General features: G+C 62.5%; 22 protein-coding genes and 2 pseudogenes. 7 read left to right on the top strand and 17 right to left on the bottom strand.

Translation table 11 applies throughout. The annotated features are described in order from the left end of the window. Positions 1-36: 36 nt before the first annotated feature. Genes RYH74_RS23205 through glcD form a run of 4 tightly spaced genes read right to left on the bottom strand, consistent with a single transcriptional unit; the run spans position 37 to position 4,224 of the window. On the bottom strand, positions 37-435 hold the full coding sequence (locus RYH74_RS23205) for a heme-binding protein (RefSeq protein WP_075044901.1): 399 nt from the start codon (positions 433-435) through the stop codon (positions 37-39). Continuing rightward, positions 428-1,663 (bottom strand): glycolate oxidase subunit GlcF, encoded by a 1,236-nt coding sequence (gene glcF, locus RYH74_RS23200; RefSeq protein WP_075044902.1) that lies wholly within the window; start codon positions 1,661-1,663, stop codon positions 428-430. The genes RYH74_RS23205 and glcF overlap by 8 nt, the downstream gene beginning before the upstream one ends. A 9-nt stretch (positions 1,664-1,672) precedes the next feature. Continuing rightward, positions 1,673-2,725 carry a glycolate oxidase subunit GlcE gene (gene glcE / locus RYH74_RS23195; protein WP_317410237.1) on the bottom strand — a complete coding sequence of 351 codons (1,053 nt, stop codon included), beginning with the start codon at positions 2,723-2,725 and terminating at the stop codon, positions 1,673-1,675. Further along, positions 2,725-4,224 (bottom strand): glycolate oxidase subunit GlcD, encoded by a 1,500-nt coding sequence (gene glcD / locus RYH74_RS23190; RefSeq protein WP_317410236.1) that lies wholly within the window; start codon positions 4,222-4,224, stop codon positions 2,725-2,727. Before glcD ends, glcE begins: the two co-directional genes overlap by 1 nt. Positions 4,225-4,419: 195 nt before the next feature. On the opposite strand from glcD, the gene glcC reads away from it, so the two are divergent. After that, a complete protein-coding gene (gene glcC, locus RYH74_RS23185; RefSeq protein WP_084785154.1) occupies positions 4,420-5,184 on the top strand; it encodes a transcriptional regulator GlcC in 765 nt (254 codons plus the stop codon). 127 nt (positions 5,185-5,311) lie between these two features. Here glcC and RYH74_RS23180 read toward each other — a convergent pair whose 3' ends face one another. Beyond that, complete coding sequence (locus RYH74_RS23180; RefSeq protein WP_003260922.1) at positions 5,312-5,629, bottom strand: DUF2388 domain-containing protein; 318 nt, start codon at positions 5,627-5,629, stop codon at positions 5,312-5,314. A 345-nt stretch (positions 5,630-5,974) separates the two neighbouring features. Between RYH74_RS23180 and RYH74_RS23175 the strand changes: the two genes are divergently transcribed. Together RYH74_RS23175 and RYH74_RS23170 are read left to right on the top strand one after the other, a co-directional pair. Further along, positions 5,975-6,601, top strand: a complete 627-nt coding sequence (locus RYH74_RS23175; protein ID WP_317410233.1) for a glutathione S-transferase — start codon at positions 5,975-5,977, stop codon at positions 6,599-6,601. 277 nt (positions 6,602-6,878) lie between these two features. Continuing rightward, positions 6,879-7,379 (top strand): hypothetical protein, encoded by a 501-nt coding sequence (locus RYH74_RS23170; protein WP_410903215.1) that lies wholly within the window; start codon positions 6,879-6,881, stop codon positions 7,377-7,379. Positions 7,380-7,511: 132 nt separating this feature from the next. Here RYH74_RS23170 and sfnR read toward each other — a convergent pair whose 3' ends face one another. The 11 genes from sfnR to RYH74_RS23115 all read right to left on the bottom strand — a co-directional run bounded on the left by sfnR (position 7,512) and on the right by RYH74_RS23115 (position 16,917). Beyond that, complete coding sequence (sfnR, locus tag RYH74_RS23165; protein ID WP_317410232.1) at positions 7,512-8,612, bottom strand: sigma54-dependent transcriptional activator SfnR; 1,101 nt, start codon at positions 8,610-8,612, stop codon at positions 7,512-7,514. Between the two features lie 9 nt (positions 8,613-8,621). Then, positions 8,622-9,809: an acyl-CoA dehydrogenase family protein gene (locus RYH74_RS23160; protein WP_137163644.1), complete on the bottom strand. Its 1,188-nt coding sequence runs from the start codon at positions 9,807-9,809 to the stop codon at positions 8,622-8,624. Positions 9,810-9,818: 9 nt separating this feature from the next. Then, entirely contained in the window at positions 9,819-10,379 is a 561-nt protein-coding gene (gene msuE, locus RYH74_RS23155) for an FMN reductase (RefSeq protein WP_025338724.1), read from the bottom strand. Between the two features lie 398 nt (positions 10,380-10,777). Then, the gene (gene mrdA / locus RYH74_RS23150) at positions 10,778-12,673 is read right to left on the bottom strand and encodes a penicillin-binding protein 2 (RefSeq protein WP_025338725.1); all 1,896 of its coding nucleotides are present in this window, start codon (positions 12,671-12,673) and stop codon (positions 10,778-10,780) included. A 312-nt stretch (positions 12,674-12,985) separates the two neighbouring features. Then, positions 12,986-13,249 (bottom strand): PAAR domain-containing protein, encoded by a 264-nt coding sequence (locus tag RYH74_RS23145; protein WP_075044906.1) that lies wholly within the window; start codon positions 13,247-13,249, stop codon positions 12,986-12,988. Positions 13,250-13,348: 99 nt separating this feature from the next. Beyond that, the gene (locus RYH74_RS23140) at positions 13,349-13,759 is read right to left on the bottom strand and encodes a hypothetical protein (protein WP_157896953.1); all 411 of its coding nucleotides are present in this window, start codon (positions 13,757-13,759) and stop codon (positions 13,349-13,351) included. A 502-nt stretch (positions 13,760-14,261) separates the two neighbouring features. Next, positions 14,262-14,981 carry a hypothetical protein gene (locus tag RYH74_RS23130; protein WP_317410229.1) on the bottom strand — a complete coding sequence of 240 codons (720 nt, stop codon included), beginning with the start codon at positions 14,979-14,981 and terminating at the stop codon, positions 14,262-14,264. Beyond that, positions 14,978-15,193: a hypothetical protein gene (locus RYH74_RS23125; protein ID WP_317410228.1), complete on the bottom strand. Its 216-nt coding sequence runs from the start codon at positions 15,191-15,193 to the stop codon at positions 14,978-14,980. The genes RYH74_RS23130 and RYH74_RS23125 overlap by 4 nt, the downstream gene beginning before the upstream one ends. A 47-nt stretch (positions 15,194-15,240) precedes the next feature. Further along, positions 15,241-15,504, bottom strand: coding sequence for a PAAR domain-containing protein (locus RYH74_RS23120; RefSeq protein ID WP_317410227.1), 264 nt, complete (start codon positions 15,502-15,504; stop codon positions 15,241-15,243). Positions 15,505-15,546: 42 nt separating this feature from the next. Beyond that, positions 15,547-15,975 (bottom strand): NTF2 fold immunity protein, encoded by a 429-nt coding sequence (locus RYH74_RS26615; RefSeq protein WP_367393595.1) that lies wholly within the window; start codon positions 15,973-15,975, stop codon positions 15,547-15,549. 15 nt (positions 15,976-15,990) lie between these two features. Beyond that, on the bottom strand, positions 15,991-16,917 hold the full coding sequence (locus RYH74_RS23115; RefSeq protein ID WP_317410226.1) for an RHS repeat-associated core domain-containing protein: 927 nt from the start codon (positions 16,915-16,917) through the stop codon (positions 15,991-15,993). 268 nt (positions 16,918-17,185) lie between these two features. Here RYH74_RS23115 and tssM point away from each other — a divergent pair. Further along, positions 17,186-20,530 (top strand): annotated as a pseudogene (tssM, locus tag RYH74_RS23110) (type VI secretion system membrane subunit TssM); the annotation flags it as partial. Here tssM and RYH74_RS23105 read toward each other — a convergent pair. Next, the gene (locus RYH74_RS23105; RefSeq protein ID WP_317410258.1) at positions 20,481-20,912 is read right to left on the bottom strand and encodes a type VI secretion system baseplate subunit TssG; all 432 of its coding nucleotides are present in this window, start codon (positions 20,910-20,912) and stop codon (positions 20,481-20,483) included. The pseudogene tssM and the gene RYH74_RS23105 sit on opposite strands and share 50 nt — an antisense overlap. A 339-nt stretch (positions 20,913-21,251) precedes the next feature. Between RYH74_RS23105 and RYH74_RS23100 the strand changes: the two genes are divergently transcribed. The 3 genes and pseudogenes from RYH74_RS23100 to RYH74_RS23090 all read left to right on the top strand — a co-directional run bounded on the left by RYH74_RS23100 (position 21,252) and on the right by RYH74_RS23090 (position 25,201). Further along, positions 21,252-21,920 (top strand): ABC transporter ATP-binding protein, encoded by a 669-nt coding sequence (locus tag RYH74_RS23100; protein ID WP_317410225.1) that lies wholly within the window; start codon positions 21,252-21,254, stop codon positions 21,918-21,920. Beyond that, positions 21,917-24,265, top strand: a pseudogene (locus RYH74_RS23095) (ABC transporter permease); the annotation flags it as partial. The gene RYH74_RS23100 and the pseudogene RYH74_RS23095, both read left to right, overlap by 4 nt. Beyond that, positions 24,245-25,201 carry a lipocalin-like domain-containing protein gene (locus RYH74_RS23090; RefSeq protein WP_317410257.1) on the top strand — a complete coding sequence of 319 codons (957 nt, stop codon included), beginning with the start codon at positions 24,245-24,247 and terminating at the stop codon, positions 25,199-25,201. The pseudogene RYH74_RS23095 and the gene RYH74_RS23090, both read left to right, overlap by 21 nt. Positions 25,202-25,486 lie beyond the last annotated feature (285 nt).

The raw sequence follows: 25,486 nt of genomic DNA, 5'->3' as shown, positions 1-25,486 counted from the left end.
GGAGCGGGTTTACCCGCGAAGAGGCCGGCACAGGATTCAGAGAGCAGCCGCCCCGGCCTTGGCCACCTGGGCATCCTGCTCGGCCTTGACCCCGGACACGCCGATCGCCCCCACCACCTGCCCATCCACCCGCAGCGGCACGCCACCTTCCAAGCTGGTCAGCAGCGGCGCGGTGACGAAAGCGGTACGGCCACCATTGACCATCTCCTCGTAATCCCGCGTCTCCTTGCGCCCCAGCGCGGCTGTGCGGGCCTTTTCCATCGCGATGTAGGCGCTGGCCGGCGCGCAGCCGTCCAGGCGCTCCAGGGCCAGCGGGTGGCCGCCGTCGTCGACCACGGCGATGGTCACGTTCCATTGTTGCGCCTGGGCTTGCTGGCGGGCGGCGGTCAGCACGCGGGCGACTTCGGCCTGGCCGATCACGGACTTGCTATGCATGGTGGTTCTCCGGGTTCAAGGCTGCTTCGACGATTTCGATCCAGTGCCGCACCGGTGTGCGCCCGGCCCCGTCGAGGTGGGCCTGGCAGCCGATGTTGGCGGTGGCGATGACTTGCGGTTTGCCGCTTTCCAGGGCGTTGAGGCGGTTGTCGCGCAGCTGTAGCGACAGCTCGGGCTGGGTCAGCGAATAGGTGCCGGCCGAGCCGCAGCACAGGTGGCCGTCCGGTACCGGGGTCAAGGTAAAGCCCAGGCGTGTCAGCAACGCCTCCACCGCACCCCCCAGCTTCAGCGCGTGCTGCAGGGTGCATGGGCAATGGAAGGCCAGGCGCTGTTCGGCGCACAGGCCCAGTTGCTCGACCGGCTCGTCGCGCAGCACCTCCACCAGGTCGCGGGACAGGGCGCTGACCCGTGCGGCCTTGGCGGCGTAGCGCGGGTCCTTTTCCAGCAGGTGGCCGTAGTCACGCACGAACGCGCCGCAGCCGCTGGCCGTTTGCACGATGGCCTCGGCGCCGGCTTCGATGGCTGGCCACCAGGCATCGATATTGCGCCGCGCCCGTTGCAGGCCTTGTTCCTGGGCATTGAGGTGATAGTCCACCGCGCCACAGCAGCCGGCCTGCTGGATCGGCACCACGCTGATGCCCAGGCGGTCCAGCAGGCGTGCGGCGGCGGCATTGGTGTTGGGCGACAGGGCCGGTTGCACGCAGCCTTCCAGCATCAGCACCCGCCGCGCATGGCGCGGTGCGGGGCGTTGGCCGGGGGCGGTGACCCGCGCCGGCAGCTTGCGCTTTAGCGTGGCCGGCAGCAGCGGGCGCAGGGCCTGGCCGCTGCGGGTCAGGGCCTTGAACAGCGCCGGGCGTGGCACCACTGCACGCAGGCCCTGGCGCAGCAGGCGCTGGCCGAGCGGGCGTGGCACCTGCTGTTCGACCACGGCGCGGCCGATGTCCAGCAGGTCGTGGTACTTCACCCCGGAAGGGCAGGTGGTTTCACAGTTGCGGCAGGTCAGGCAGCGATCCAGGTGCAACTGGGTGCTGGCGGTGATCGGCGCGCCTTCGAGCATCTGCTTGATCAGGTAGATGCGCCCGCGTGGGCCGTCCAGTTCATCGCCCAGCAGCTGGTAGGTGGGGCACGTGGCGGTGCAGAAACCACAGTGCACGCAGGAGCGCAGGATGCTTTCGGCTTCGTCGGCGCGGGCCAGTTGCCGGGCGGTTTCGCTCAGGTTGGTTTGCATGGTCTGGCCTCACAGGTCCGGGTACAGACGGCCAGGGTTGAACACCCCCTGGGGGTCGAGTTGCTGCTTGAGCGCACGGTGGTAGCGCATCAGCGCGGCGGGCAGCGGTGGGCTGCTGGCAGCGCCAGGGGCATGGCAGGTGGCGTGGCCGCCAACCTTGGCGACCTGCTCGCGGATCTCTTGCGCCGGTGCCGTGGACTTGAGCCAGCGCTGCGCGCCACCCCAGTCGATCAGCTGCTGGCCGGGCAGCTCCAGCTCGCCGGTGGCGTTGGGCACGGACAGGCGCCACAGCGGCGCGGGGCCGGCAAAGAACGCCAGGCGCTGCTCGCGCAGGTCGCTCCAGAAGCTGCTGTCCAGTGCCTCGCCGCCCAGGCGCTGGCGTGCCGACTGCACCGAGCCTTCGCCGCCTTCCAGGCGCAGGTACAGCGCGTCGCCGTCATGGCAGGCCGCGCTGATCGGCAGCGGCTGCTGGCCCCATTCAGCCAGCTCCGCCAGCGCCTGGTGGCGGCCCATCGGCAGGCGCAGGCTGAGGCACTGGCGCGGGCGTGGCAGCACTTTCAGCGACACCTCGGTCAGCAACCCGAGGCAGCCGAAGCTGCCCGCCATCAGCCGCGACACGTCGTAGCCGGCAACGTTCTTCATCACTTCGCCACCAAAGCGCAACAGCTTGCCGTGGCCGGTGATCACCCGCGTGCCCAGCACATAGTCACGCACCGACCCGGCCCACGGCCGCCTGGGGCCCGACAGCCCGGCCGCTACCATGCCACCCAGGGTGGCGTCGGGGCCCAGGTGTGGTGGTTCACAGGGCAGCATCTGGCCAGCCTCGTGCAGCGCCGCCTCGATCTCGCGCAGCGGCGTGCCGGCGCGGGCAGTCAGCACCAGTTCGGTCGGGTCGTAGCTGACGATGCCGCGGTGGCTGCGGGTGTCCAGCACATCGCCGGTCACCGGGCAGCCGAGCATGGCCTTGCTGTTGCCGCCCTGGATACGCAGCGGCGTGGCCTGGTTCAGCGCCTGGTTGACCTGCTCCAGCAGGGCCTGGCTGATGTCGCGGTCCATGCTCATCAGAAACGCTCCAGTTCGGGGAAGGGCAATTGCCCATGGTGCACATGCATGGCGCCGAATTCGGCGCAGCGGTGCAGGGTGGGGATGTTCTTGCCGGGGTTGAGCAGGCCCTGTGGGTCGAAGGCGGCCTTGACCGCATGGAACAGGTTGATTTCGTCGCTGTTGAACTGTGCGCACATCTGGTTGATTTTCTCGCGCCCCACACCGTGCTCGCCGGTGATGCTGCCGCCCACGGCCACGCACAGTTCGAGGATCTTGCCGCCGATGGCTTCGGCACGTTCCAGCTCGCCTGGCAGGTTGGCATCGAACAGGATCAGCGGGTGCATGTTGCCGTCGCCGGCGTGGAACACGTTGGCGACGCGCAGGCCGTATTCGTCGGACAGTTCGCTGATGCCCTTGAGCACCCGTGGCAGTTCGCGGCGCGGAATGGTGCCGTCCATGCAGTAGTAATCCGGGGAGATTCGCCCCACCGCCGGGAAGGCGTTCTTGCGCCCGGCCCAGAAGCGCACGCGCTCGGCCTCGTCGCAGGCCAGCCGCACTTCACGCGCGCCAGCCTGGGCCAGCACGGCGGCGACCCGTTCGCAGTCGTCATGCACATCGGCCTCGACGCCATCCAGCTCGCACAGCAGGATGGCCGCCGCGTCCACCGGGTAACCGGCATGGATGAAGTCCTCGGCGGCGCGGATCGCCAGGTTGTCCATCATCTCCAGGCCGCCGGGGATGATCCCGGCAGCGATGATCTCGGCCACTGCCCGGCCGGCGTCCTCGACGCTGTCGAAGCTGGCCAGCAGCACCCGCGCCACCTGGGGCTTGGGCAGCAGCTTGACGGTGACTTCGGTGACGATGCCGAGCATGCCTTCGGAGCCGGTGAACAGTGCCAGCAGGTCGAAACCGGGGCTGTCCAGGGCATCGCTGCCGAGGGTCAGGCGTTCGCCCTCGACCGTGAGGATTTCCACCTTGAGCAGGTTGTGCACGGTCAGGCCGTACTTGAGGCAGTGCACGCCACCGGCGTTCTCGGCGACATTGCCGCCGATGGAGCAGGCAATCTGCGAGGACGGGTCCGGCGCGTAGTACAGGCCATGGGGCGCGGCCGCCTGGGAGATGGCCAGGTTGCGCACGCCGGGCTGCACACGGGCGAAGCGGCCCTGCAGGTTGACTTCGAGAATGCGGTTGAACCGCGCCATCACCAGCAGGATGCCTTTGGCCAGTGGCAGGGCGCCGCCCGACAGGCCGGTACCGGCGCCGCGTGCCACCACCGGCACGCCACGCTGGTGGCAAAGCCTGAGCAGCGCCTGCACCTGCTCCAGGCGCTCGGGCAGCACCACCAGCAGCGGCACCGTGCGGTAGGCCGAGAGGCCGTCGCATTCATAGGGCTTGAGGTCTTCCTCGCGGTGCAGGATCTCGAGGTCCGGCAGGGCAGCGCGCAGCGCCTGCAGCAGCGCCGCCTGGTCCACGTCGGGCAGCGCGCCATCGACGCGTTCGTCGTACAGGATATTCATCGGCTCACTCGGCAACGGTTTTTGTTGTTGTTGGCAAAGCGCTCACCCTTGCAGCCTGCGCGTGGCCGCCGCCCGGGTCGAGTACGGGGTGAACTGGTCCTACCAGTTTTTGCGACGGGTACTGGTTATTGACGGCTTTGCCTGGCTAGATTGAGGCAGGTGGTCGAAGTGGTCCTACCAGCAGGAGGGTACGCAGTGGGTACTGAAGGCAAGGCCAAGGTCGCCGACCAGGTGGCCGAACGGGTCGAGCGGCTGATCGTCGAAGGCGTGCTCAAGGTGGGCCAGGCCCTGCCGTCGGAGCGGCGCCTGGTGGACAAGCTGGGCTGTTCGCGCTCGGCGCTGCGTGAAGGCCTGCGCATCCTGCGCGGGCGCGGCATCATCGACACCGAGCAAGGGCGGGGCTCGTTCGTTGCCGACCTGACGGGCCATGCGGGTGCCACGCCGTTGATGCACCTGTTCGGCTCGCAGCCGCGCACGCTGTTCGACCTGCTGGAAGTGCGGGCGTTGCTGGAGGCCGAATCGGCGCGCCTGGCGGCGCTGCGGGCCACCGAGGTCGACCGTCTGCTGATCCGTCGGCGCTATGAAGAAATGCTGGCTGCGCACGAAGCCCCCGAAGCGATCGATGCCCGTGAACATGCCCGCCGCGACCATGCCTTTCACCGGGCGATCAGCGAGGCGTCGCACAACCCGGTGCTGGTGCATACCTTGCAATCGCTCAGTGACCTGACCTTGAGCACGGTGTTCGCCTCGGTCAACAACCTGTATTGCCGGCCAGCGCAGAAGCGCCAGATCGACCGCCAGCATGCGCGGTTGTATCACGCGGTGATGGAGCAGCTGCCCGAGCAGGCGCAGCGCGCGGCGCGCGAACATATCAACGGGATCCGCGACAGTTTGCGGGAGATCGAGCAGGAAGAGCAGCGGCTGGTAAGGGCTACCATGCGCATGGATGGCTGGGGTTGAGGTTTTGCCTGTGCCGGCCCTTTCGCGGGTAAACCCGCTCCCACAGGGACCGCACTGGGTTTGAAGTGGGTGCGGTTCCTGTGGGAGCGGGTTTACCCGCGAAGAGGCCGGTGCAGGATTACCTCAATCAATGATCGGCTATGCGGTCATCCTGCGAGAGTAGGGCCCGGGCCAGTTCTTCATCATTGGCCTGCAGGCCTGGGTTGTCCTTGCGGGCTTGTTCCAGCGCCGACTCCACATAGGCGCCACGGATTGCACCACCGCTGGCGACGTAGGCCGAAAGCTCGTCACGCGCCGGGATGATCCGTTTGTCGTCCTTGAAGGTCGAGTAAAGCGAGGCGGAAACACCGGCCGAGGTTGCGACGTCGCCTGCGTCGACGTCAGCCAGGGCAGCACCGGCAGGCAGCAGGAGCAGCAGCGCAGGGGCGAGGAGTAGGTGGCGCATGGTGTGATCTCCAATAGCATGAAGCCCAAGTAATTGAACCACTCAGTGTTTAAGAAAGCGCAGGTGGGGTGGTAGTTCCCTTGTTCAACGCTGGAGATTGCCGGGGCTGCTGCGCAGCCCATCGCCGGCGAGCCAGCTCCCACATCGACCGCGCTGCCCTTGAGGCCTGTGCAGTACCTGTGGGAGCTGGCTTGCCGGCGATAGGGCCCTGTCAGGCGAGTTGGTAAGTAGTGGGAGGGACGGGGAATAAGATGTTCTGGCTGCGCGCATTGACCCTGTCGGGCCAGGCGTGATCTGCTCGGTCTGATGGCCCAATCATTCAATGGATACTGAAGGTTCTCACCCATGCCCGACTACAAGCTGCATTGTTTCGCTGAATCCGGTAATGCCTACAAGGCCGCCCTGATGCTTGAGCTCACAGGCCAGGACTGGCAGCCGGTGTTCGTCGATTTCTTCAATGGCCAGACTCGCGAACAAGCCTGGCGCGACGAAGTGAACGAGCAGGGCGAGGTGCCGGTGCTGGAGCACGCCGGCAAATCCTTCACCCAGTCTGCGCTGATCCTTGACTACCTTGCGGAGAAAACCGGGCAGTTCGGCCCTCGCGACGAAGACGAAAAGCGCGAGATCTGGCGCTGGATGCTGTTCGACAACCACAAGTTCACCAGTTACTACGCGGCGCTGCGCTTTCTTTTCTGCCTGAAGAAAACCGGCGAAACGGACGTGACCCGGTTCCTGCGTGAACGTGCCATGGCGGCCTACCGTATTGTTGACGCGCACTTGGCGAAGACGCCATTCATGGTCGGTGGCCGGCTGACGATCGCTGACCTGTCGCTGGCTGGGTATGTGTTCATGCCGGAGGACACTGGCATTGCGTTGGCGCAGTTCACCCACATCGAGGCATGGAAGGCGCGAATCCAGGCGTTGCCAGGGTGGAAGCACCCGTATGATCTGATGCCCCGCGCGGCCTCCTGAGCAACCCGGCTCGCCAGGCCATGGTGCAGCGGCCTTTGGCGAGCCAGCCATTCTGATGACCGGTCGGTGACAAGCGAAGCGGTGTGGCTACGCTCAAAAAATCAAGAAACATTCTGAAATATATGGCCAGCAGGCCCAGATGGATCTCGTTCAACCGCTGCAGATGGATGGCCGCGCTGGTTAGCAGGTCGCCCCATGGGGGGCCGGAAATCACAGGGTGCGTAGTGCAACCCGGTGCTACTCCAAGCGGAGGCTCATGATGCTCAGGAAATGTTTGTTGGCTTTGGCTATCGGTGCAGTGTTGTCGGCTTCGGCCGTGTTGGTGCCGGACTCCATTGGCGGTACCTCCAGCGCATATGCGAAGGATGGTGGCGGTGGTGGCGGAGGCGGAGGCGGTGGTGGTCACGGTGGTGGTGGCGGAGGCAGCGGTGGTGGTGGTGGCCATGGCGGCGGAGGTGGTGGTAGCGGTGGCGGCCATGGTGGCGGCGGTGGTGGTAGTGGCGGCGGCGGTGGCTCGGGTGGTGGCCACGGCGGCAGTGGCAGCGGGCATAGTGGCGATGGTGGTGGACATGGCGGCCCAGGCCATGATGGCCGCGGGCGCAATGGTGCTGATGATGGCGCCGACCACGAGGCCAACCACGAAGCCAACCACGAAGCCAACCATGAGGCGAATCACGAAGCGAATCACGACGTGGGCGAGCCCCACGGTGTAGGGCATGGCGCTGATGATGGGGCTGACCATGATGTTGGGGATGATCGCGGAGGCGACCGGAACTAGCAATTTGGGTGTCTGTGCCGGCCCTTTCGCGGGTAAACCCGCTCCCACAGGTACTGTGCCGATCTCAAGCTTGGCGCGGCCCCTGTGGGAGCGGGTTTACCCGCGAAGGGGCCGGCACAGGTTTACAAGCATTCAGATCGACAACCGCACCACCCGGTTATCCAGCACCTGCTGCTCCTGCCCCCGCCTTTTGTTCACCACCAACTCGCCGATCGCAATCAGCCGGGTACGGGTGATGTTGCGCGACAACCCCAGCAACTGCGCGGTATGCACCTGGTTGTAATGGCAGAACCGATACGCCGACCGCAGCAGGGCATTTTCCACCTTCTCGTACAGGTCACCCGACTGCTCTTCGAACAAGCGGCTGAACGCCCGCTGGAGCAGATCCTCAACGCCATTGCCCGCAGGCTCTTCCTCCTGCCGTTCGATACGCAGGTTGGACAAGCGCAGGTCTTGCGCCTGCACCGTACCGTCGCCACAGGTCAGCAAGCTGTGGTGAATCACGTTCTCCAGCTCGCGGATGTTGCCCGGCCAACTGTATTCCACCAGCTTGGCCTGGGCCTTGGCGCTCAACTCCACCGGCCCGTAGCCCAGCCGGTCGCTGTAGCTGCGGATGAAGTGCCGGGCCAGCGGCAGGATGTCACCCGGGCGGTCGCGCAACGGGTGCAACTGCAAGGTCACCACGTTCAGCCGGTAGTACAGGTCTTCACGAAAATGCCCGGCGTTGATGGCCTTTTCCAGCTGCACGTTGGTCGCCGCCAGTACCCGCACATTGATCGGGATGCTCTTGCGCGACCCCAGCCGTACCACTTCGCGCTCCTGCAGCACGCGCAGAAGCTTGACCTGGATCGGCAACGGCAGGTCGCCGATTTCGTCGAGGAACAGCGTGCCGCCGTTGGCCTCCTCGAACCAGCCGGGCTTGGCCGCCAGGGCACCGGTGAAGGCGCCTTTTTCATGGCCGAACAGCTCCGCCTCGACCAGCGATTCGGAAAAGGCACCGCAGTTGACCGCGACGAACGGGCCGTTGCGCCGGCCGCTGAGGTTGTGGATGTGGCGTGCGACCAGCTCCTTGCCCGTGCCGGTTTCACCGATGATCAGCACGCTGGCCTCGCTGGGGGCGACCTGTTGCAGGTGGGCGAGCAGCGCCTGCGACCTGGGGTCTTCGAAAACCTGTGCGGTGGCCCGGATCGAGGTGGCCAGTGTCGGGGACGGGGGGAGGGTCAGCAGTTGCATGGGCAATCCTCAGGAATAGAAGGATGGGGCAGGGCGCTTGTCGTTGAGGGCCCACTCGCCGAGTTCGTGGATGCGGTAGTCCACCGGGTCGTGCAGGGTTTGCGTGCGCAGGTTGCGCCAATGCCGGTCAAAGCGTAGCGAAGCATGGGTGGCGCGGGCGCCGGTGACCTCGAACAGGCGGTTGCAGATGTCCAGGCCATGGCGGCTGGCGGCAACCTTGGCGGTGCCGATGGCCAGGGCCAGGTCGCCGCGCTCTTGCGCCGTGAGGGCGTGCTCCCTGGCCCAGGCGGCATCGAGCTGGCGCGCGGCCCGTTCGATCAGCAGGCGCACGCTCTCCAGGCCGACCCAGAACTCGCCGTAATGGCGCAACACGTATGGGTCTTCGGCGCTGCTGGCGGCGCTGGAGCGGAACCACGGCCGGCTTTCCTTGAGCGTGTACTGGCGGGCCTCCTCGAACGCCCCCTCGGCGATGCCGAGGAACAGGTTGGCGAAGTGCAACTGGGCAATCAGCGGGCGCAGGGCGGCGAACGGCGTGCTCAGGGGGCCTGGGTCGAGCAGCAGTTCGTTGTGCTCCACCCGTACCCGCTCGAAGGTGGCGCTGCCGCTGTCGGTCTGGCGCTGGCCGATGTTGTCCCAGTCACTGTGCAGGCTGATGCCGGTGCGGCCACTGGGGATGGCGGCGATCAGCAGCTTGCCGCCGGCACGTTCGTCCACCGCCGAGGCGATGAGCATTTCCGAATCGCTGGCGCCGGAGCAGAAGCTTTTCTTGCCGGAAAACTCGCACCAGCCATCGAAGTGCTTGACCACGGTGCGGGTGTCCAGCGGGTTCAAGGCATTGCCCCAGAACCACTGCTTGCGGGCGGTCTGCTCGAACCACGGTTGCCATTGGTCCGGGCGCGAGAACAGGCGCACGGTGGCCAGCATCAGGTGATGGAAGCCGAACACGTGGGCGATGGAGCTGTCGACCCGGGCGAACTCGCGCACCACCGCGAAGGTGTCGTGCCAGTTGGCGCCCTGGCCGCCGAAGGCCTGAGGGATCACCAGCGACAGCAGGCCGCTGTCACGCAGGGCGTCGCGCTCGGCTTTTGGCGTGCCGCCACGCTCGTCGCGCTCGACGGCGGTCTGGGCAAACTGCCCGGCCAGTTCGCGGGCGATGGCCAGGGCAGGGCGCCGGGGGGTGTTCACAGGTGCATTCATGGCCGCTCCTCAGGCGCTCTTGCGCAGCGCATGATGGGCGCCGAACAGCGGCACGGCGCGCTCGGCGGCCAGGCGGATACGGGCGGCCAGGGCTGCGCTGGACACCCGGTAGTCGGCCATTTCCGCCTGGCTGGCGAACACGCCGATGGGCAGGGTCAGGGCTTGCAGGAAGCTGAACAGTGGGCGCAGCTGGTGGTCGAGCACCAGCGCGTGGCGCTCGCTGCCGCCGGTGGCGGCGAGCAGCACCGGGGTGTCGACCAGGGCGTCCTGGCCGATCAGGTCGAACAGGTGCTTGAAGTGGCCAGTGAAGCTGCCGCGGTACACCGGCGTGGTCACCACCAGCAGGTCGGCTTTTTCCACCAGGCGCAGTTGCTGTTCAACGGCCTCGGGCAGTTCGCTGCGCCACAGGGCGCTGCCCAGCGGGCGGGCGATCTCGCCCAGTTCGATCAGGTGCGGCTTGATGTGCAGGTGCTGGGCCAGTTCGGCGAGGATCGCCTCGGTCAGGGCCAGGGTGCGCGAAGGGCGGGCAGTGCCGCCGGACAGGGCTACGACGTTCAGTGGGGTGCTCATGGGCAGGTCTCCGTTTCGGGTTGAGCGGGGGACTTTGCTTGAGCAATCGTCGTGCCGAGTTTGAATGTGCTTTTATTTCAACTGGTTAGCGCTTTTATGATAGTTGCGGCGCTGTTGCCGTGTGGGCGTTGCCTGTTGATCGTGTGTTGCGCTGCAGACAGTTGGCCAGGTGTTGGCGGCTGTGCAGTTGGGGGATTTATAGAGGATTACGGAATGATGAAAAAGGAATAAGATTTTATATTCTTATTCCCTATTTTGATTTTCATGTGCTGGGGCCGCTTCGCGCCCCATCGCGACACAAGGCCGCTCCCACAGGATTTGCGCTGCCTGTGACGCAACACTGAACCTGTGGGAGCGGCCTTGCGTCGCGAAAGGGCTGCGAAGCGGCCCCAGAAGTCTCAAGTGTGCGGCACGCTCCGAGGCACTACCCCACCCGCATACTCCGGCTTCAGATGCCCCTGCTCATCCAGCAGATAGGCATCCATCACCTCCCGCACCACCGGCCCTGCCACCCGCCCGCCAGCTTCACCATTCTCGATCATCACCGCCACCACCACACTCGGGTGATCAGCCGGGGCAAAGCCGACGAACAGGGCATTGTCGCGGTGCCGCTCCAGGGTCTTGTCGCGGTTGTAGCGTTCGCCCTGCTTGATCGCCACTACCTGCGCGGTGCCGCTCTTGCCGGCAATCCGGTATTGCGCACCGGCCGCGGCAGCGCGGGCGATGCCGCGCGGGTCGTGCATGACCATCTGCATGCCCTGGCTGACCTGGTCCCAGGCGTGCCTGTCGTGCAGCACGATATTGGGCATCGGGTTGGGGTCTACCGGCGCATCGCCGCCCACGGTCATGGCCAGGTGCGGGCGGTGCCACACGCCCTTGCTCGCCAGCAGGCTGGTGGCCTGGGCCAGCTGCAGCGGGGTGACCTGCATGTAGCCCTGGCCGATGCCCAGGATCAGCGTCTCGCCCGGGAACCAGGCCTGGCGCCGGGTGGCGCGCTTCCACTCGGCCGACGGCATCAGCCCGGACGCCTCCTCGAACATGTCCAGCGAGACCTTCTGGCCCAGGCCGAACTCGGCCATGTAGTCGTGCAGGCGGTCGATGCCCAGCTTGTGCGCCAGGTCATAGAAGTAGGTGTCGTTGGAACGCATGATGGCGGTGTACATATCCACCCAGCCATCGCCGCTGCGGTTCCAGTTGCGGTACTTGTGGTCGTAGTTGGGCAGCTCGTAGTAGCCCGGGTCGAACACCCGGCTGCCCGGGGTGATCACGCCGCTGTCGAGGCCGGCGATGGCCACCTCCGGCTTCACCGTCGAACCGGGGGCATACAGGCCGCGCAGCACGCGGTTGAACAGCGGGCGGTCGATGGAATCGCGCAGGGCGGCGTACTGTTTGAAGCTGATGCCCTTGACGAACAGGTTGGGGTCGAAGCTGGGGTTGCTGACCATCGCCAGCACGTCGCCATTGGCCGGGTCGAGCACCACCACCGAGCCACGGCGGTCGCCCAGGGCCTTTTCCGCGGCCAGTTGCAGGTGGGCGTCCAAGGTCAGGACGATGTCCTGGCCCGGGGTCGGGGCCTTGTGGTTGAGCACACGCATCACCCGGCCCTGGGCGTTGGTCTCGACCTCCTCGTAGCCCACATGACCGTGCAGCTGGCTTTCGTAGAAGTGCTCGATGCCGGTCTTGCCGATCGACTGGGTGCCCCGGTATTCGGTGCTGTCGAGGGTCTTGGCCTCTTTCTCGTTGATGCGCCCCACATAGCCCACCGAGTGGGCGAAATGCTCGGCCAGCGGGTACTCGCGGATGAACTGTGGTTCCACCTCCAGGCCTGGCAGGCGGAACTGGTTCACCGCCACCAGGGCTATCTGCTCTTCGCTCAGGCCGACCATCAGGGTCACCGGTTCGAACGGCTTGCGGCCACGGCGCAGGTCCTTGTCGAACTGCTTGCGGTCGTCGTCGGTCAGGCTCAGCACCTGGGCCAGGGTATCGAGCACCTTGGCCGTGTCGCCGCCGGCCCGCTCGCGGGTCATGGTCAGGTCGAAGCTGGGCTTGTTGTCGGCCAGCACCACGCCGTTGCGGTCGTAGATCAGCCCGCGCTCGGGGGCGATGGGCAGCACGTGCACGCGGTTGTTTTCCGATACGGCGGTCTGCTGGTCGTGTTGCAGCACCTGCAGCACATAGAGCCGGCCCACCAGGACGGCGACCAGGCTGAAGACCAGGGCGGCGCAGGCCAGAAGCCGGCGGTTGACCAGGTGCTTTTCCTTTTCGTGGTCCTTGAGGGGTATGGGTTGCGGCATCGGGGTTCTGTCTGCTGATGGTGTGGCTGGGTGAGGTGTGAGCGCTTTGGGCACGCGCCTGTGGGAGCGGGCGTGCCCGCGAATGGGCCGCGCAGCGGCCCCGGGGGGCGGTGATGCTACGCAAGGTAGTGAGCCCCCTCAAGGTGAAGGCCTGCGGCTGCAGAAGCGAAGAGGGCTGCCACGCCCGCAATCAGGGCGCTCGCCAGCAAAATGAAGATTTGTTCATGGCGGCAGTGCGTTGGTGGGGGGCGGCGGCAACAGACATACTGCTGGGATATCTCTTGTTCGCCTGCTCCACTTGGCCTGGCTGACTCAGCGCTGGACGCTGCCGTGTGATGCGCTGGCGATCAAGCTGGCGCCGCACGCGGTTTTCATGCCGTCGAGCGCGACAGGAACTCCGTTGACGCGGTAGGTGTCGCTACCCTCGATGATTGGGAATTCTCCTTTACAGAGTGGGCAAAATACCATGCTGCCTTTGCCAGCCAATGGTTTTCCGTTGAGGTTTGTGTGGGGAATGGCATCAAGTACTATTCCGCCGTGGTCGGTTGTGTCGCCCAGTCGAACTATTTGGTTCATTGTGATTAAGTTCCTGTACTGCTGAAGTATGTATTCCGTGCTTGTGAGCTATTCGGTTTATGGGGTATCTATTTTTTCTTGCTGGTTCTACTGCGAAACTTAATGGTCGCTTCTGCGGGGTAATTTAAGCGCGTACAGATTTTTGTAAAAATCCCAGTGGATTATTTTTAAGTTATTTTCGTCTACGTAGATGGTGTTTGCGTAATCGAGTTCCTTTGCAAATTTCTGCCATTCTTCTAGTGTTGTGCTGATTGCTGGAAAGGCATCATCTATGTTGATAATTATTATGGTTTCTGAATTTTTTAATTCTATGGTTGATGCTGCGCCCAATATTTCGACTATCAATCTGTCCCTTTGGGTGTGGCCTATTTCAATTCTGTTGGGAATGTTCTCCCAGTGGATTTTCGAAGGGCCTGCTGGTAGTAGTTCTCCAATTTTTTTCAAAACTTCATCTTGTCTTTCAAAGAGATGGGTGTTGATATAGGTCCGACACTCTGGTGTGAAATTCATCGGTTAAATCTCCTTAATAGTCCCTGGCGGTTTTTGATTTGCCTCGAATTAGATTATTGTTTCTGGTCCCAATACCGTTGGTATTCACGATGCGGATCAGGCGTATGTTTGGGGGCCTGATCAGCTCTCAATTTTAGGTCGGGAGCGGCGACAGCAGGCACACTCCTGGAATGTCCCTTATTCGCCTGCTCCACTTAGCCTGGCTGACTCAGCGATGGACGCTACCGTGTGATGCGCTGGCCGGTCTTCATTCCGTCAAGCGCGACAGGAGTGCTATTGACGCGGTAGGAGTCGCTGCCCTCGATGATTGGCAACTCGCCTTCGCATTGAGGAAAAAAACCATGTTACGTTTGCCGGCCATCGGTTTGCCGTTAAGGCCTGTACTGTCTATGGAGCCAATCACGATACCTCTATGGTCGGTTTTGTCGTAAAGTCGAACTATTTTCTTCATTGTGGTTGAGGTCTATGTATTGTTGGCGTGTTGTTTGATTCGGTCCTTTGTTTAGAGTGAATTAATTAGTGTGTCTATCTTTTCGGCTGCGCGTGCATTTTTTTTGTCAAGTTCATGATGCGCCTCGGTGTTAATGAAATTCTTGATGTGTGAAAATTTCTTCGGGCCGAGATGGGTGTTCCATTTGCGGAGAAAATCTAGCGGAGCTAAATTTCTTTTCAATTTTGTGAAGGTAAGGTATGGGGCTTCGTCTATGCCGTCCATTAGTGACATTATATAATTATCCCAATCGGACTGGCTTTCTAACCAAACATCTCGCCATTCACATGCGGAATGTTTTACGTCCAATCCGAGTGGTTCGATTTCAGGAATTAGCTCCAAAAGCTCTGGTGTGATCGGTGTGTTGAATTCGTCGATCACAAGCCAGTAGAGCCGGCTTGCTATTGAGTTGATGACATATGAGGCGGTGTTTGTCTCGTCGGAATTACTCTTAAGGACTTTGTGAAGGTTATCTATCTTTTCTAGCGTTTGCTTGGGGATGTTGCTTTTTTGGGCGAGTTCAAAAAAATCTTTTTCAGTTTTCTTTATACGGTGGCAGGAAAAATCCGCGCACATGTAATAATTGTCGCCACCGTTAATGATTGTTTTGACGATTTTTCGCGCTATTTCTCTGATTTTTAGAGATTCGTGCTTTGTCGTTGTGTCAAGTATTTCGCCACAAAAGCTATCAGTGCTCAGTATTAAAATGAGGTCATCAAAAGTCGCATTCATTGTTGCTGCCTTTCGGGGCTGGATGGGATTTCGAGTGTGCCTGTTTTTATATCGGTTGCTGCTTTTTTGTGACCCTGCCAAGATCCGCTCGCCATCAGGGTTATAGGCCACTTCTTCTCACCGCCGTTGGCGTCGGTGATGGCGATAGGCAGGTTGTCGCTGTTGTAGGTATCAGCTCTCAATTCTAGGTCGGGAGCGGCGGCAACAGACATACTTCTGGGATGTCTCTTGTTCGCCAGCTCCACTTGGCCTGGGTGACTCAGCGATGCACGCTGCCGCGTGATGCGCTGGCGATCAAGCTGGCGCCGCACGCGGTTTTCATACCATCGAGTGCGACAGGAACTCCGTTGACGCGGTAGGTATCACTGCCCTCGATGATTGGGAATTCTCCTTTGCATAAAGGACAGAAAACCATGTTGCCTTTACCGGCCATAGGCGTGCCGTTGAGGTTTGTGTGTGGGATAGATTCCATGACTATTCCACCATGGTCGGTTGTGTCTCCAAGTCTAACGATTAGCTGCATATGAATAATCCTTACGTTGGAATTCGCTCGGCATGACTTTGGCTATATACTCTTGACGTTATGCCATTCTTCGTTTGCGCTGATCCGTCCTTCGACCTTGTCGATCCTTGTGTCCTCATTTTTTGTTATTAGTGTGTATCGTCGATAGGGTAGGATAGATTTCTTATTGTGCGTGCAAATTAGAGTTGTACGATCATCAGTTTCTAATGTGTTCTCTAGTATTTCTTGAGCGTACTCCGGGGGGCGTGCTGTGGCCAATATGTCTAGTCGACCTTTTGCAATGTTTTTAAAGGCGCGCGAAGTCAGGGAGTTAGTGAATATTTCAAATAGCTCGCTTCTTTTGGATTGCAGTATGTTGTTGCGCACTTCTGGGTCGTCATTGTATTCTTTGGTTTTTTTTAGCTTGTCTAGTGTGGTCTCCCATTCGAGCATGGATGTTATAAATTGCTGTAATTTTTCAGTAGGAGTCATGTTTTTCCTATGAGTTCATCGGCATGGGCAGCCGCAAGGGTTAGGGAATTCTTGTCTTTGCGTGACGCCATTTACTCTTGCTTGATATAAAACACTGTGTGGTCTTGTTTCTCCTGCTTCATATTTTGGGGTTATCCGAACGACTACGGTGGTGTTTGGGTTTTTGGCTTGGTTGTAAATGTTCTCTTCAAAGACTCTGAATGTTCCTGTATTTACATTGCTGTTTTGGGGGAAGACATTTCCCTTTCCGCCTAGACCGCCTAGGCGGTTGGCGATTGCATGGCCAGCATGGTCACCACTACAACCAATTTCTTGGGCGTATCTGCGAGAGCTTCGATTGATATTTGTTCCAGTATCAAGGTCTTTGTCTCTTATCTGGGCAACTACGCTCCGTAAAGTGCCGTTATCATTTTGGCGATACCTAAATTTTGGATTTTCGCCCCATAGTCCCAGCGGGTCTACCCATTCGGTGGGATTAGGGCCGTAGTTGTAAATGTTTAGGCCTCCAGAGAAGCCTATCGGATCCTTCCCAATGAAGCGGCCTACATTGGGGTCGTAGTAGCGATATCTGTTGTAATGAAGTTTGGTTTCTATGTCAAAATATTGACCTTGGAAACGTATTTGACTGGCGATCTGTAGGTTAGCCGCCTCTATTTTATCTTTTTCGGCATTCGTGCCCTCTCTACCCAGAGTGCTATAAATGGCTTCCCAAATTATTTTTTTACTGCACCCGGTAATTTCCGTCGGAGTGCCAAGATGGTCGCACTGGTACCAGCCCAGGCGAGCGGTCAGGAAGGCGAAGTGTTCCATCAGGTACTCGCTGGCCGGGTCCGAGGCGGTGCGACCAAGGACAGGCGCCAGACGCGGGTCGTCCTCGACAAAGTCGTCACCCAATTCCCGTAGGGTCTGCTGCTCCTGCATGAACCAGTCTTTGAACTTCATGTTTATCGCGTTGGGCGCTCTATCTGGTGGCATGTGCCGGGGTTGATGAAAAGTGCGCATGGCGTATTTGTAGGAAAGTTCCCACAAGTTGCTGGGTTGTTAACTTTCCTGAGGCAAGTTCTTTTTATTTCATAATTCAGGAAAGTCACCGGCGTCTGCAAGAAAAGTGTTAGCTGGTATTTCTTGCTTGATATCATTGAATAGTGTTTTTCAATGCTGCTACTGTTTTTGCCAGTGTGCACTGTGAGGTGCCTTAAATCATTCGGATATGCAGTCGGTAAGGTTTGCCGCTATGAAAGTGAACAAGGACAGTCTGCTGCGCGGTGTATTGCTGGTGCAGCGTCAGGCAATGCCGGTAGTTGTTGGTGTGGTACTGCTCGGCGTTGCTGCCGCAGTGGTCTGGCTATGGTGGTTGGGGCCTGAATGGCGTTGGCGTGAGCAGCAACCGTTGGTTGACCTGCCGGTGCGGATTGCGGCAACCGTGCTGCTGGTGATGCTGCCATTGCTGGCATGGAGCGCGTGGGTGCATCGGCGCAACCGCTCGATCGTACGCGAACAGCAACGGCAGCGGCGCGAGGTGGAAGACCCGTGCCTGGTGCATCTGCAGGCCCAGCAGCGCTCCCTCGACAGCAGCCTGGCCCGCTTGCGCGACAGCCAAGGTGGCCGCGGGCACCGTTACGATGTGCCGTGGTACCTCATCCTTGGCGAACAGAATGCGGGCAAGTCGAGCTTCGTCAGCCGTTCGGATCAGCGTTTTGCACTCGCCCCCACCGATGGCGCCACCCAGCGGGCCTGCACGGATCCGGACCTGGCTTTTGGCATCGACTGGTGGGTAGGTGACGACGCGGTGCTGATCGATCCGCCGGGCGAGTTCATCAGCCAGCCTGAGCGCCCGGCGCGTGTGGTTAAGCCCATCAAGGAGGAGGGGGGCGATAACAACACGCTGCCAGCAGTGCAGGAGGCGGCACTGACGGCGAGAGCACCGGCCGAGCCCACAGGCCTGCCGGCGGGCGTCGAGCGACGCCTGTGGCGGCACATGATTGGCTGGCTTGCCCAGAACCGCAGCCGACGGCCACTCAATGGCGTGGTCTTGCTGGTGGATATGGTCAACCTGTTCGGGCGACCGGCGAAGGCGCGACGTGACCTGGCCTTGATGCTGCGCGCGCGCCTGACGGAGCTGGGCGGTGAGTTGGGTACGCGTTTGCCGCTGTACGTGGTGATGAGCAAGTTCGACTTGCTGGACGGTTTCGAGGAACTGTTCGCCGCGCTCCCGGCCCGTGAGCGGGAAGAGGTGCAGGGCTTTACCTTCACGTTGGGTTCGGTAAAGGACTTCGATGCCTGGCTGCAGGAGCTGGAGGGAGCCTATCAGGGCTTCCTGGGGCGCCTCGGCAGGCAACTGATGAGCGCTACCGTGGGCGCGCCTGGCACCACGGGCAAGAGCGCCTGCTCGCTGCTTCGGGAGCTGAGCGGGGCGCAGGAGATGTTGCTGAATTTCCTTGGAGATGTACTGGTCAGTGACCGCTACAGCACCCCACCCCTGGTGCGTGGCCTGTACTTTTCCTCGGTCTACCAGCGAGGCGAAGTGCGCAACCTGCTCGCGGATGCTTCTGCCCGCGCCTTTGCCTTCGCTACCCCGGCGTTGTCGACCAAGCCGCAAGGCACCTCCGTGGTGTATTTCGCGCAGCGGCTGTTGCAACGCGTGGTCTACCCCGAGGCCGGCCTGGCGGGCGACAACCGCAAGGTCGCCCGGCGCAAGGGCCGCCTGTTGAAGGGCGGCGCCGTGGCGGCGAGTGTGTGCGGGTTGGCCATGGCCGGTGGTTGGGCGTACTTCTACAGCGTCAACCGTGACAAGGCGGAGCAGGTACTGGAGAAAAGCCTTGCGTTCAGCAACACCAGCACGGACGCCAAGGATGATTTGACCGGGCGCGGCCTGCTGCTGCCGTTGAATGAGATCCGTGATGCCGTGAGCCTGTACGGCGATTATCGCTCTGGTTGGAGTGTGTTCACGGATATGGGGCTGTACCAGGGCAAAGCCATTGGCCCGCAAGTGGACCAGGCGTACCTGAATGCCCTGGCCCAGCGCTTTCTACCGGTGATTGCGGGCGGCGTGGCAGCGTCTGTCAAGCAAGCTGCCCCCGGTAGCGACGAGCAGTTGGCGGCATTGCGCGTGTATCGCATGATCGAGGATCGCGGTAATCGTCGGGCGGAGATGGTCGAGCAATGGATGGCTCGCGAGTGGCAAAGGGCGTATCCGGGCCAGGGCCAGCTGCAGGCCGCGCTGATGCGCCACCTCAGGTACGCTTTGGCCTACGCAGATGTCGAGCTGCCGGAGTATCGGAAGGTCGTTGCCCAAGCGCAGCAGCAGTTGCGCAAGCTACCGCTGGCCGAGCGTGTCTACATCGGCTTGAGGCAGCAGGCTCGGGAGCAATTGCACGGTGAGCTGGATTTGCGCAACGAGATCGGCCCAGCGTTCGATATCGTCTACAGGCCACTGGCCGAGCGCGATCACCAGGCGGCCGTCGACGCCAATTTGTCCCTGCCACCTTTACTGACGGCGACGGGCTTTCGCGACTATTTCGACCAGCATAGCCAGAACGTGGCCGACCTCGCCCTGGTCGATCAGTGGGTGCTAGGGGAGCGGCGTAGCCTCGACTACTCCGACATGGACCGCCAGGCCCTGGCGGAGCGTCTGCGAGCCCTGTACAGCGCCGACTACATCGACAGTTGGCGGCGTGTGCTGAACCAGTTTTCGGTTGCCGAGTTCAGCGATCTTGCGCATGCCTTGGGTGTTCTGGAACAAGTCAGCGGCCCGGCAGCGCCGATACGCCGGCTGCTGGAAACCGTGCGCAGCAATACGCTGATCTATCCGCAGGCCGCGGACAGCGAGAAGGAATCGAACGCCGATCCGCAGGTTCGCATGCAGGCCATGGGCATCTATCGGTCTTTCGCGGGGCTTTCGGGGATGCTCGACGTGCGGGGTGACAAACCGTCCTACCATGACGAAACACTCCAGGCGATCAGCGCTGTACACGACTACCTGAAGGCGGTGCAGGACAGCCCTGACCGGGGCAAGGCCGCCCTGGCGCTAGTGTTGAGCCGTTTTTCGGAAACGGCGCCCGACCCCATTCGCAACCTTCAGCGCATTGCCACGGGCCTGCCGGAACCCCTCAATCGGCATGTTCGCCAGCTGGCGGAGCAGACTTCGCAGGTGTTGATGGTCATGGCGTTACGGGAGCTGGAGCAGCGTTGGGATGCCGAGGTTTACAGCGTCTACCAGGAGCGACTGGCCTCACGCTATCCCATCGACCCGGCCGGGCCGGATGTGTCGCTCAAGGATTTTGAAGCCTTCTTTGGCCCGCAAGGCCAGCTCAAGCGCTTCCAGGACCAGTACCTTGCGGTGTTTCTCGAAGACAACCTCGATGCGCTGTACTCCCGTGCGGATGAAGGTTACCTGGTCCGCCCCGAAGTCATGGTGCAGCTCAAGCAGGCTGAAGCCATACGCAACGCGTTTTTCGACAATCGCGGGGAGCTGAACGTGAGCTTCGGCCTGGAGCCTCTGGCGATCAGCGGTGGCTTGCGCGGCAGTGTCTTCGACCTGGATGGGCAGCTGCATGCGTTTGCGGACCGGGGCAAGGAGCCGATCGGCATGACCTGGCCGGGCCCTGCCGGGGAGAGTGGGCATAGGCGATTTCGTCAAGGTAGTAAGTGGGCAGTGGCGAGTCTGTGCCATGCAGGCCCAGAAAACTTGCCTGGATGCGGTAGCGGTCGTCCTTCAAGCGATCGGCGCGCAACACGTCGGCAACAGGGAAAGACAGGCTGGGCGACACTTCCAGCCGTAATCGGCGTCGCGTCTCTCGAGCAAGTGGGCGTTGTTCCAGATCGTCGTCGTGTACGTGATACAGCAATTCCAGTAGCTGGAAATAGGCGTACTGGTGGGCGCTTTCCAAAGCGATATCGACCTGGCCAGCGGCGTGCAGAACTACTGGTTTTTCCATGGTTGAGTCTCTTGCCGTAACTGGTGCGAAGTGAATGCTGATCGTAGTCGATGGTTTCTGATTCAGGTCATTGTTTTCTCGTCTGAAAGTGGATATCGACCAATAAAAAGAACTTTCTGTAGGAAGTGTCTTTTTTTATTGGTGCGGGGCTGTTTATGTTGACTTTTCGGTAAGGCTTTCAGAGTCGCGGAATTAATAAGTTCATCGAGGGTTGAAGTTGGAAGCCGCTTATCGAATAGAGCCGGGAATTGCTTTATCGAGGAATACGACGAGTGTTCGTTCACGCCGCGATGAACCTGCTATTCCTAAGAAGACCCCTGAACCCACCAAGGCCCATCGATGCTGGTCATCGAGCAACTGCACAAATCATTCCCCACCCCCCAGGGCCCGCTCCCCGTGCTGCAGGGTGTCGACCTGCGCCTGGCGCGCGGCAGCAGCCTGGCGCTGATGGGCGAGTCGGGCAGCGGCAAGAGCACCTTGCTGCACCTGGTGGCCGGCCTGGACCGTGCCGACAGTGGCCGCATCCTGATCGACGATACCCCGCTCGACAGCCGGTCCGATGCGTCGCTGGCGTTGTGGCGGCGGGAGGGCATTGGCCTGGTGTTCCAGCAGTACAACCTGATCAGCAGCCTGGACGTGGGGGCCAATCTTGCGTTCCAGGCGCGGCTGGCCGGTCGGCATGATCCCGATTGGCTGGCCTACCTGGCGCAGCGCCTGGGTTTGGCGGATTTGCTGGCGCGTTACCCGGAGCAATTGTCTGGCGGCCAGCAACAGCGGGTTGCCATCGGCCGCGCCCTGGCCGGGCGCCCGGCCTGGTTGCTGGCCGACGAACCCACCGGCAGCCTCGATGAAACCAGCAGCGATGAGGTGTTGAGCCTGTTGTTGCAACTGGTCGCCGAGGCTGGCAGTGGGGTGCTGATGGTGACCCATAGCCCGCGGCTGGCGGCGCGCTTGCAGCAGCGTTGTTACCTGCAGGCCGGCCGCGTGCGGCCCGAGCAGGGCGGATGAGGCTTCTATCGCTGGCCCTGCTGGCGCTGCTCAGCCACTGGCGGCGCCATCGCGTGCAGTTTTTCAGCATCTTCACCGGCCTGTGGCTGGCAACGGCGCTGTGGACCGGCGTGCAGGCGCTGAACAGCCAGGCACGCAGCGACTATGCCCGCGCCAGCGCGGTGCTGGCCGGGCCGTTGCAGGCGCAACTGGTGCCGCGCCGTGGCGAGCGCTTCGACCAGGCACTGTACGTGCAGTTGCGCAGGCTGGGCTGGGCGGTGACGCCGGTACTGGAAGGGCGCTTGCGCTTTGCTGGTGAGCCGGCGCGCAGCGTGCGGTTGATCGGCATCGAGCCGTTGAGCCTGCCGCCGGCCAGCAGCATCGCCGGTGTGCAGCCCGGAACGTTCGATCTGCAGGCCTTTGTCGGCAAGCCCGGGCAAGCCTGGGTCGGGCCGGACACCTTGCGCCAGCTGCATGCCGGCCCCGGGGCCTCAGCACGCGACAGCGAAGGGCAGCTGCTGCCGCCGTTGGTTCTACAGCCAGCGCTGGCCCCAGGGGTGATCGTGGTCGATATCGGCCACGCCCAAGCGTTGCTGCATGCACCCGGTCAGTTGTCGCGCTTGCTGGTGGCTGCCACGCCGGGGCCGCTGCCGGCGGATATCTCGCCTTACCTTGAGCTGCAACCCCGGCAGGACGATGGCGGCTTACAGCGGCTGACCGACAGTTTCCACCTCAACCTGACCGCCCTTGGCCTGCTGGCGTTCGTCGTCGGCCTGTTCATTGCCCATGCCGCAATCGGTTTGGCACTGGAACAGCGGCGCGGCCTGATTCGCAACCTGCGCGCCTGTGGCATCAGCCTGCAAACCTTGCTGTGCGCCTTGGTGCTGGAGCTGGGGCTGTTCGCGGTGCTGGGCGGCCTGGCCGGCGTGGCCAGTGGTTACGGGCTGGCCGCGTGGTTGCTGCCCGATGTGGCCGCCAGCTTGCGCGGCCTGTATGGCGCCCAGGTCGCCGGGGCGCTGAGCCTGCCCGCCGGGTGGTGGCTGATGGGCGTGCTGGTGAGCGTGCTGGGGGCGCTGCTGGCAGGTTTGGGCAGTGTGTTGCGTGCGGCGCGGTTGCCATTGCTGGCGCTGGCGCAACCTCAGGCATGGCGGTTGGCCCAGGGGCCTTGGTTGCGGCGCCAGGCCCTGGTGGCCGGCCTGTTGCTTTTGCTGGCCCTGGGCTGTGGCGTGCTGGGCGACAGCCTGCCCAGCGCGTTCGGCCTGCTGGCAGGCTTGCTGCTGGCGGCGGCGCTGCTGCTGCCGGCCTTGCTCGACCGGGTGCTGGCCTGGCTGGCGCGCCATTGCCGGCGGCCTTTGGCGCAATGGTTCGTCGCCGACAGCCGCCAGCAATTGCCGGCCCTGAGCCTGGCGTTGATGGCTCTGTTGCTGGCGCTGGCGGCCAGTGTCGGGGTGGGCAGCATGACCGAGGGCTTTCGCAAGACCTTTGTCAGCTGGCTTGACCTGCGCCTGTCCGCCGACTTGTATGTCACCCCAAGGGACACCGCCCAGGGCTTGCAGATAGCCGAGTGGCTCGGGCAGCAACCTTCGGTGGAGGTGGTATTGCCCGGCTGGCGTGTGGAAACACAGCTGCAGGGCTGGCCGGTGCAGGTCCAGGGCATCGTCGATCATCCCGTCTATCGCACACGCTGGCCATTGCTGGCGCAGCAAAAGCAGGCCTGGCAACAACTGGCCGCTGGGCAGGCCGTGATGCTCAGTGAACAGCTGGCCAGGCGACTGAAGCTGCAGCTGGGTGATCGCCTGAGGCTGCTCGCGGACACTTCGCCAGCCCTGAGCGTTGTGGGCATCTATGCCGATTACGGCAACCCCAAAGGGCACATGCTGGTCAATGCCGGCTGGCTGCGCGGGCATTGGCCACAGGCAACCCTGACCGGGTTGAGTGTCGATCTGGTGGGCGCACAGGTGTCGGCGCTCGAGGCTGCATTGCAACAGCGCTTCGCCCTGGACGACAGCCGCGTGGTCGAGCAGACGCGGCTCAAACGCTGGTCGACCGACGTGTTCAACCGCACCTTCGCCGCCACCGCCGCGCTCAACAGCCTTACCCTTGGCGTGGCAGGCGTGGCGCTGTTCATCAACCTGCTGACCCTGGGCCAGACCCGCCTGGGCCAGTTGGCGCCGCTGTGGGCTCTGGGTGTGCGGCGCACGCACCTGGTGTGGCTGAGCCTTGGGCAGACATTGCTGCTGAGCAGCCTTACCGTGCTGCTGGCGATTCCGCTGGGCATCCTGCTGGCCTGGTGCCTGGTCGCGGTGGTGAACGTGCAGGCATTCGGCTGGCGTTTGCCGCTCTACGTGTTCCCTGCGCAACTTCTGCATCGCCTGGAATTTCCGCGTGACCACGGGGTACATGATGGCTTCCGCATCGAATGGTGGTATGTCACCGCCAACCTCCAGGACCTCCAGGGGCGGGACTGGGGTGCGCAGTGGACGCTGTTTCGCTCGGCCCTGCGGCCAGGCCCCGAGACTGCTGGCTGGAACAGCCCGAACCTGTGGTTGGGGCACGCGGCGTTGACCGGTCCCGGTGGTCATCAGTCTGGCGAAACCTTGGCGCGTGGGGGTATCGGCCAGGCTGGCGTGCAGGCCCAGCCGTTCCAGGCGTGGATCAATGACTGGTCGTTGCAGGGCAACAGTGGCATCGAGCATCTGCAAATGGTCGCCGGTGGTGACGGCTTTCGCTACGACCTGCAACTGCACAGCGATCAGCCCTTGGTGCTGCACGGGGACCAGGGCTACAGCGAGAAGTCCGGCAAGGGGCAGGCTTCGTACTATTACAGTCAGCCTTTCTATCGGGTGAGTGGGGAAGTGCAGCGTGACGGCCAGTGCATTGCTGTTACCGGCCAGGCCTGGCTGGACCGGGAATGGAGCAGCCAGCCGCTGGCTGCCGGGCAGACGGGTTGGGACTGGTTTTCCCTGCACCTGGACAGTGGCGCCAGGCTGATGCTGTTCCAGGTGCGCGAGGTGCAGGGGGAGGCGTATCGCGCCGGGACCTGGGTCGGCCCGCAAGGTGAGGTGGTGGCACTGCAGGGCGCGCAGATCCAGCTGCAGGCGCTGGCCTGGGCCCGGCAGAAGAACGGCAAGCAGGTGCCGACGCGATGGCGGGTGCAGGTGCCGGGGCATGGCGTGGATGTGCAGGTCGAAGCTGTGGAGTCGCAGGCCTGGATGGAGACGCGGTTCCCGTATTGGGAGGGGCCAGTGCGCTTGACCGGGAGTGCGGGTGGGCGTGGGTATCTGGAGATGACTGGCTATTAGCAATCCTGGGGTTTCTGAGTTTTCCAGGGGCTGCGTTGCAGCCCATCGCCGGCAAGCCCACGGGTGCAGCGTTGATCTCGAGGTTGTCGCTGTACCTGTGGGAGCGGCCTTGTGTCGCGAAAGGGCCGCAACGCGGCCCCAGGATTGATGCGCAATAGTTGAAATTGCTGGGGCTGCTTTGCAGCCCTTTCGCGACACAAGGCCGCTCCCACAGGGAATCGCGCCAACTTTTGGAATTTGGACAAGACAGTTGCTCCCACAGGTTGGACTGCCCCCGAAAAGTTG

The sequence above is a fragment of the Pseudomonas sp. LSJ-87 genome (assembly GCF_032971465.1).
Classification (GTDB): domain Bacteria; phylum Pseudomonadota; class Gammaproteobacteria; order Pseudomonadales; family Pseudomonadaceae; genus Aquipseudomonas; species Aquipseudomonas putida_Z.
This window is presented reverse-complemented; position numbering and strand designations above follow the sequence as displayed.

Bases quoted from the DNA above. Each gene is read 5' to 3' on its own strand.
- RYH74_RS23205 (WP_075044901.1), bottom strand. From the start codon at position 435: ATGCATAGCAAGTCCGTGATCGGCCAGGCCGAAGTCGCCCGCGTGCTG.
- glcF (WP_075044902.1), bottom strand. From the start codon at position 1,663: ATGCAAACCAACCTGAGCGAAACCGCCCGGCAACTGGCCCGCGCCGAC.
- glcE (WP_317410237.1), bottom strand. From the start codon at position 2,725: ATGAGCATGGACCGCGACATCAGCCAGGCCCTGCTGGAGCAGGTCAAC.
- glcD (WP_317410236.1), bottom strand. From the start codon at position 4,224: ATGAATATCCTGTACGACGAACGCGTCGATGGCGCGCTGCCCGACGTG.
- RYH74_RS23180 (WP_003260922.1), bottom strand. From the start codon at position 5,629: ATGCGCCACCTACTCCTCGCCCCTGCGCTGCTGCTCCTGCTGCCTGCC.
- RYH74_RS23175 (WP_317410233.1), top strand. From the start codon at position 5,975: ATGCCCGACTACAAGCTGCATTGTTTCGCTGAATCCGGTAATGCCTAC.
- sfnR (WP_317410232.1), bottom strand. From the start codon at position 8,612: ATGCAACTGCTGACCCTCCCCCCGTCCCCGACACTGGCCACCTCGATC.
- RYH74_RS23160 (WP_137163644.1), bottom strand. From the start codon at position 9,809: ATGAATGCACCTGTGAACACCCCCCGGCGCCCTGCCCTGGCCATCGCC.
- msuE (WP_025338724.1), bottom strand. From the start codon at position 10,379: ATGAGCACCCCACTGAACGTCGTAGCCCTGTCCGGCGGCACTGCCCGC.
- mrdA (WP_025338725.1), bottom strand. From the start codon at position 12,673: ATGCCGCAACCCATACCCCTCAAGGACCACGAAAAGGAAAAGCACCTG.
- RYH74_RS23145 (WP_075044906.1), bottom strand. From the start codon at position 13,249: ATGAACCAAATAGTTCGACTGGGCGACACAACCGACCACGGCGGAATA.
- RYH74_RS23140 (WP_157896953.1), bottom strand. From the start codon at position 13,759: ATGAATTTCACACCAGAGTGTCGGACCTATATCAACACCCATCTCTTT.
- RYH74_RS23130 (WP_317410229.1), bottom strand. From the start codon at position 14,981: ATGAATGCGACTTTTGATGACCTCATTTTAATACTGAGCACTGATAGC.
- RYH74_RS23125 (WP_317410228.1), bottom strand. From the start codon at position 15,193: ATGTCTGTTGCCGCCGCTCCCGACCTAGAATTGAGAGCTGATACCTAC.
- RYH74_RS23120 (WP_317410227.1), bottom strand. From the start codon at position 15,504: ATGCAGCTAATCGTTAGACTTGGAGACACAACCGACCATGGTGGAATA.
- RYH74_RS26615 (WP_367393595.1), bottom strand. From the start codon at position 15,975: ATGACTCCTACTGAAAAATTACAGCAATTTATAACATCCATGCTCGAA.
- RYH74_RS23115 (WP_317410226.1), bottom strand. From the start codon at position 16,917: ATGAAGTTCAAAGACTGGTTCATGCAGGAGCAGCAGACCCTACGGGAA.
- RYH74_RS23105 (WP_317410258.1), bottom strand. From the start codon at position 20,912: ATGGAAAAACCAGTAGTTCTGCACGCCGCTGGCCAGGTCGATATCGCT.
- RYH74_RS23100 (WP_317410225.1), top strand. From the start codon at position 21,252: ATGCTGGTCATCGAGCAACTGCACAAATCATTCCCCACCCCCCAGGGC.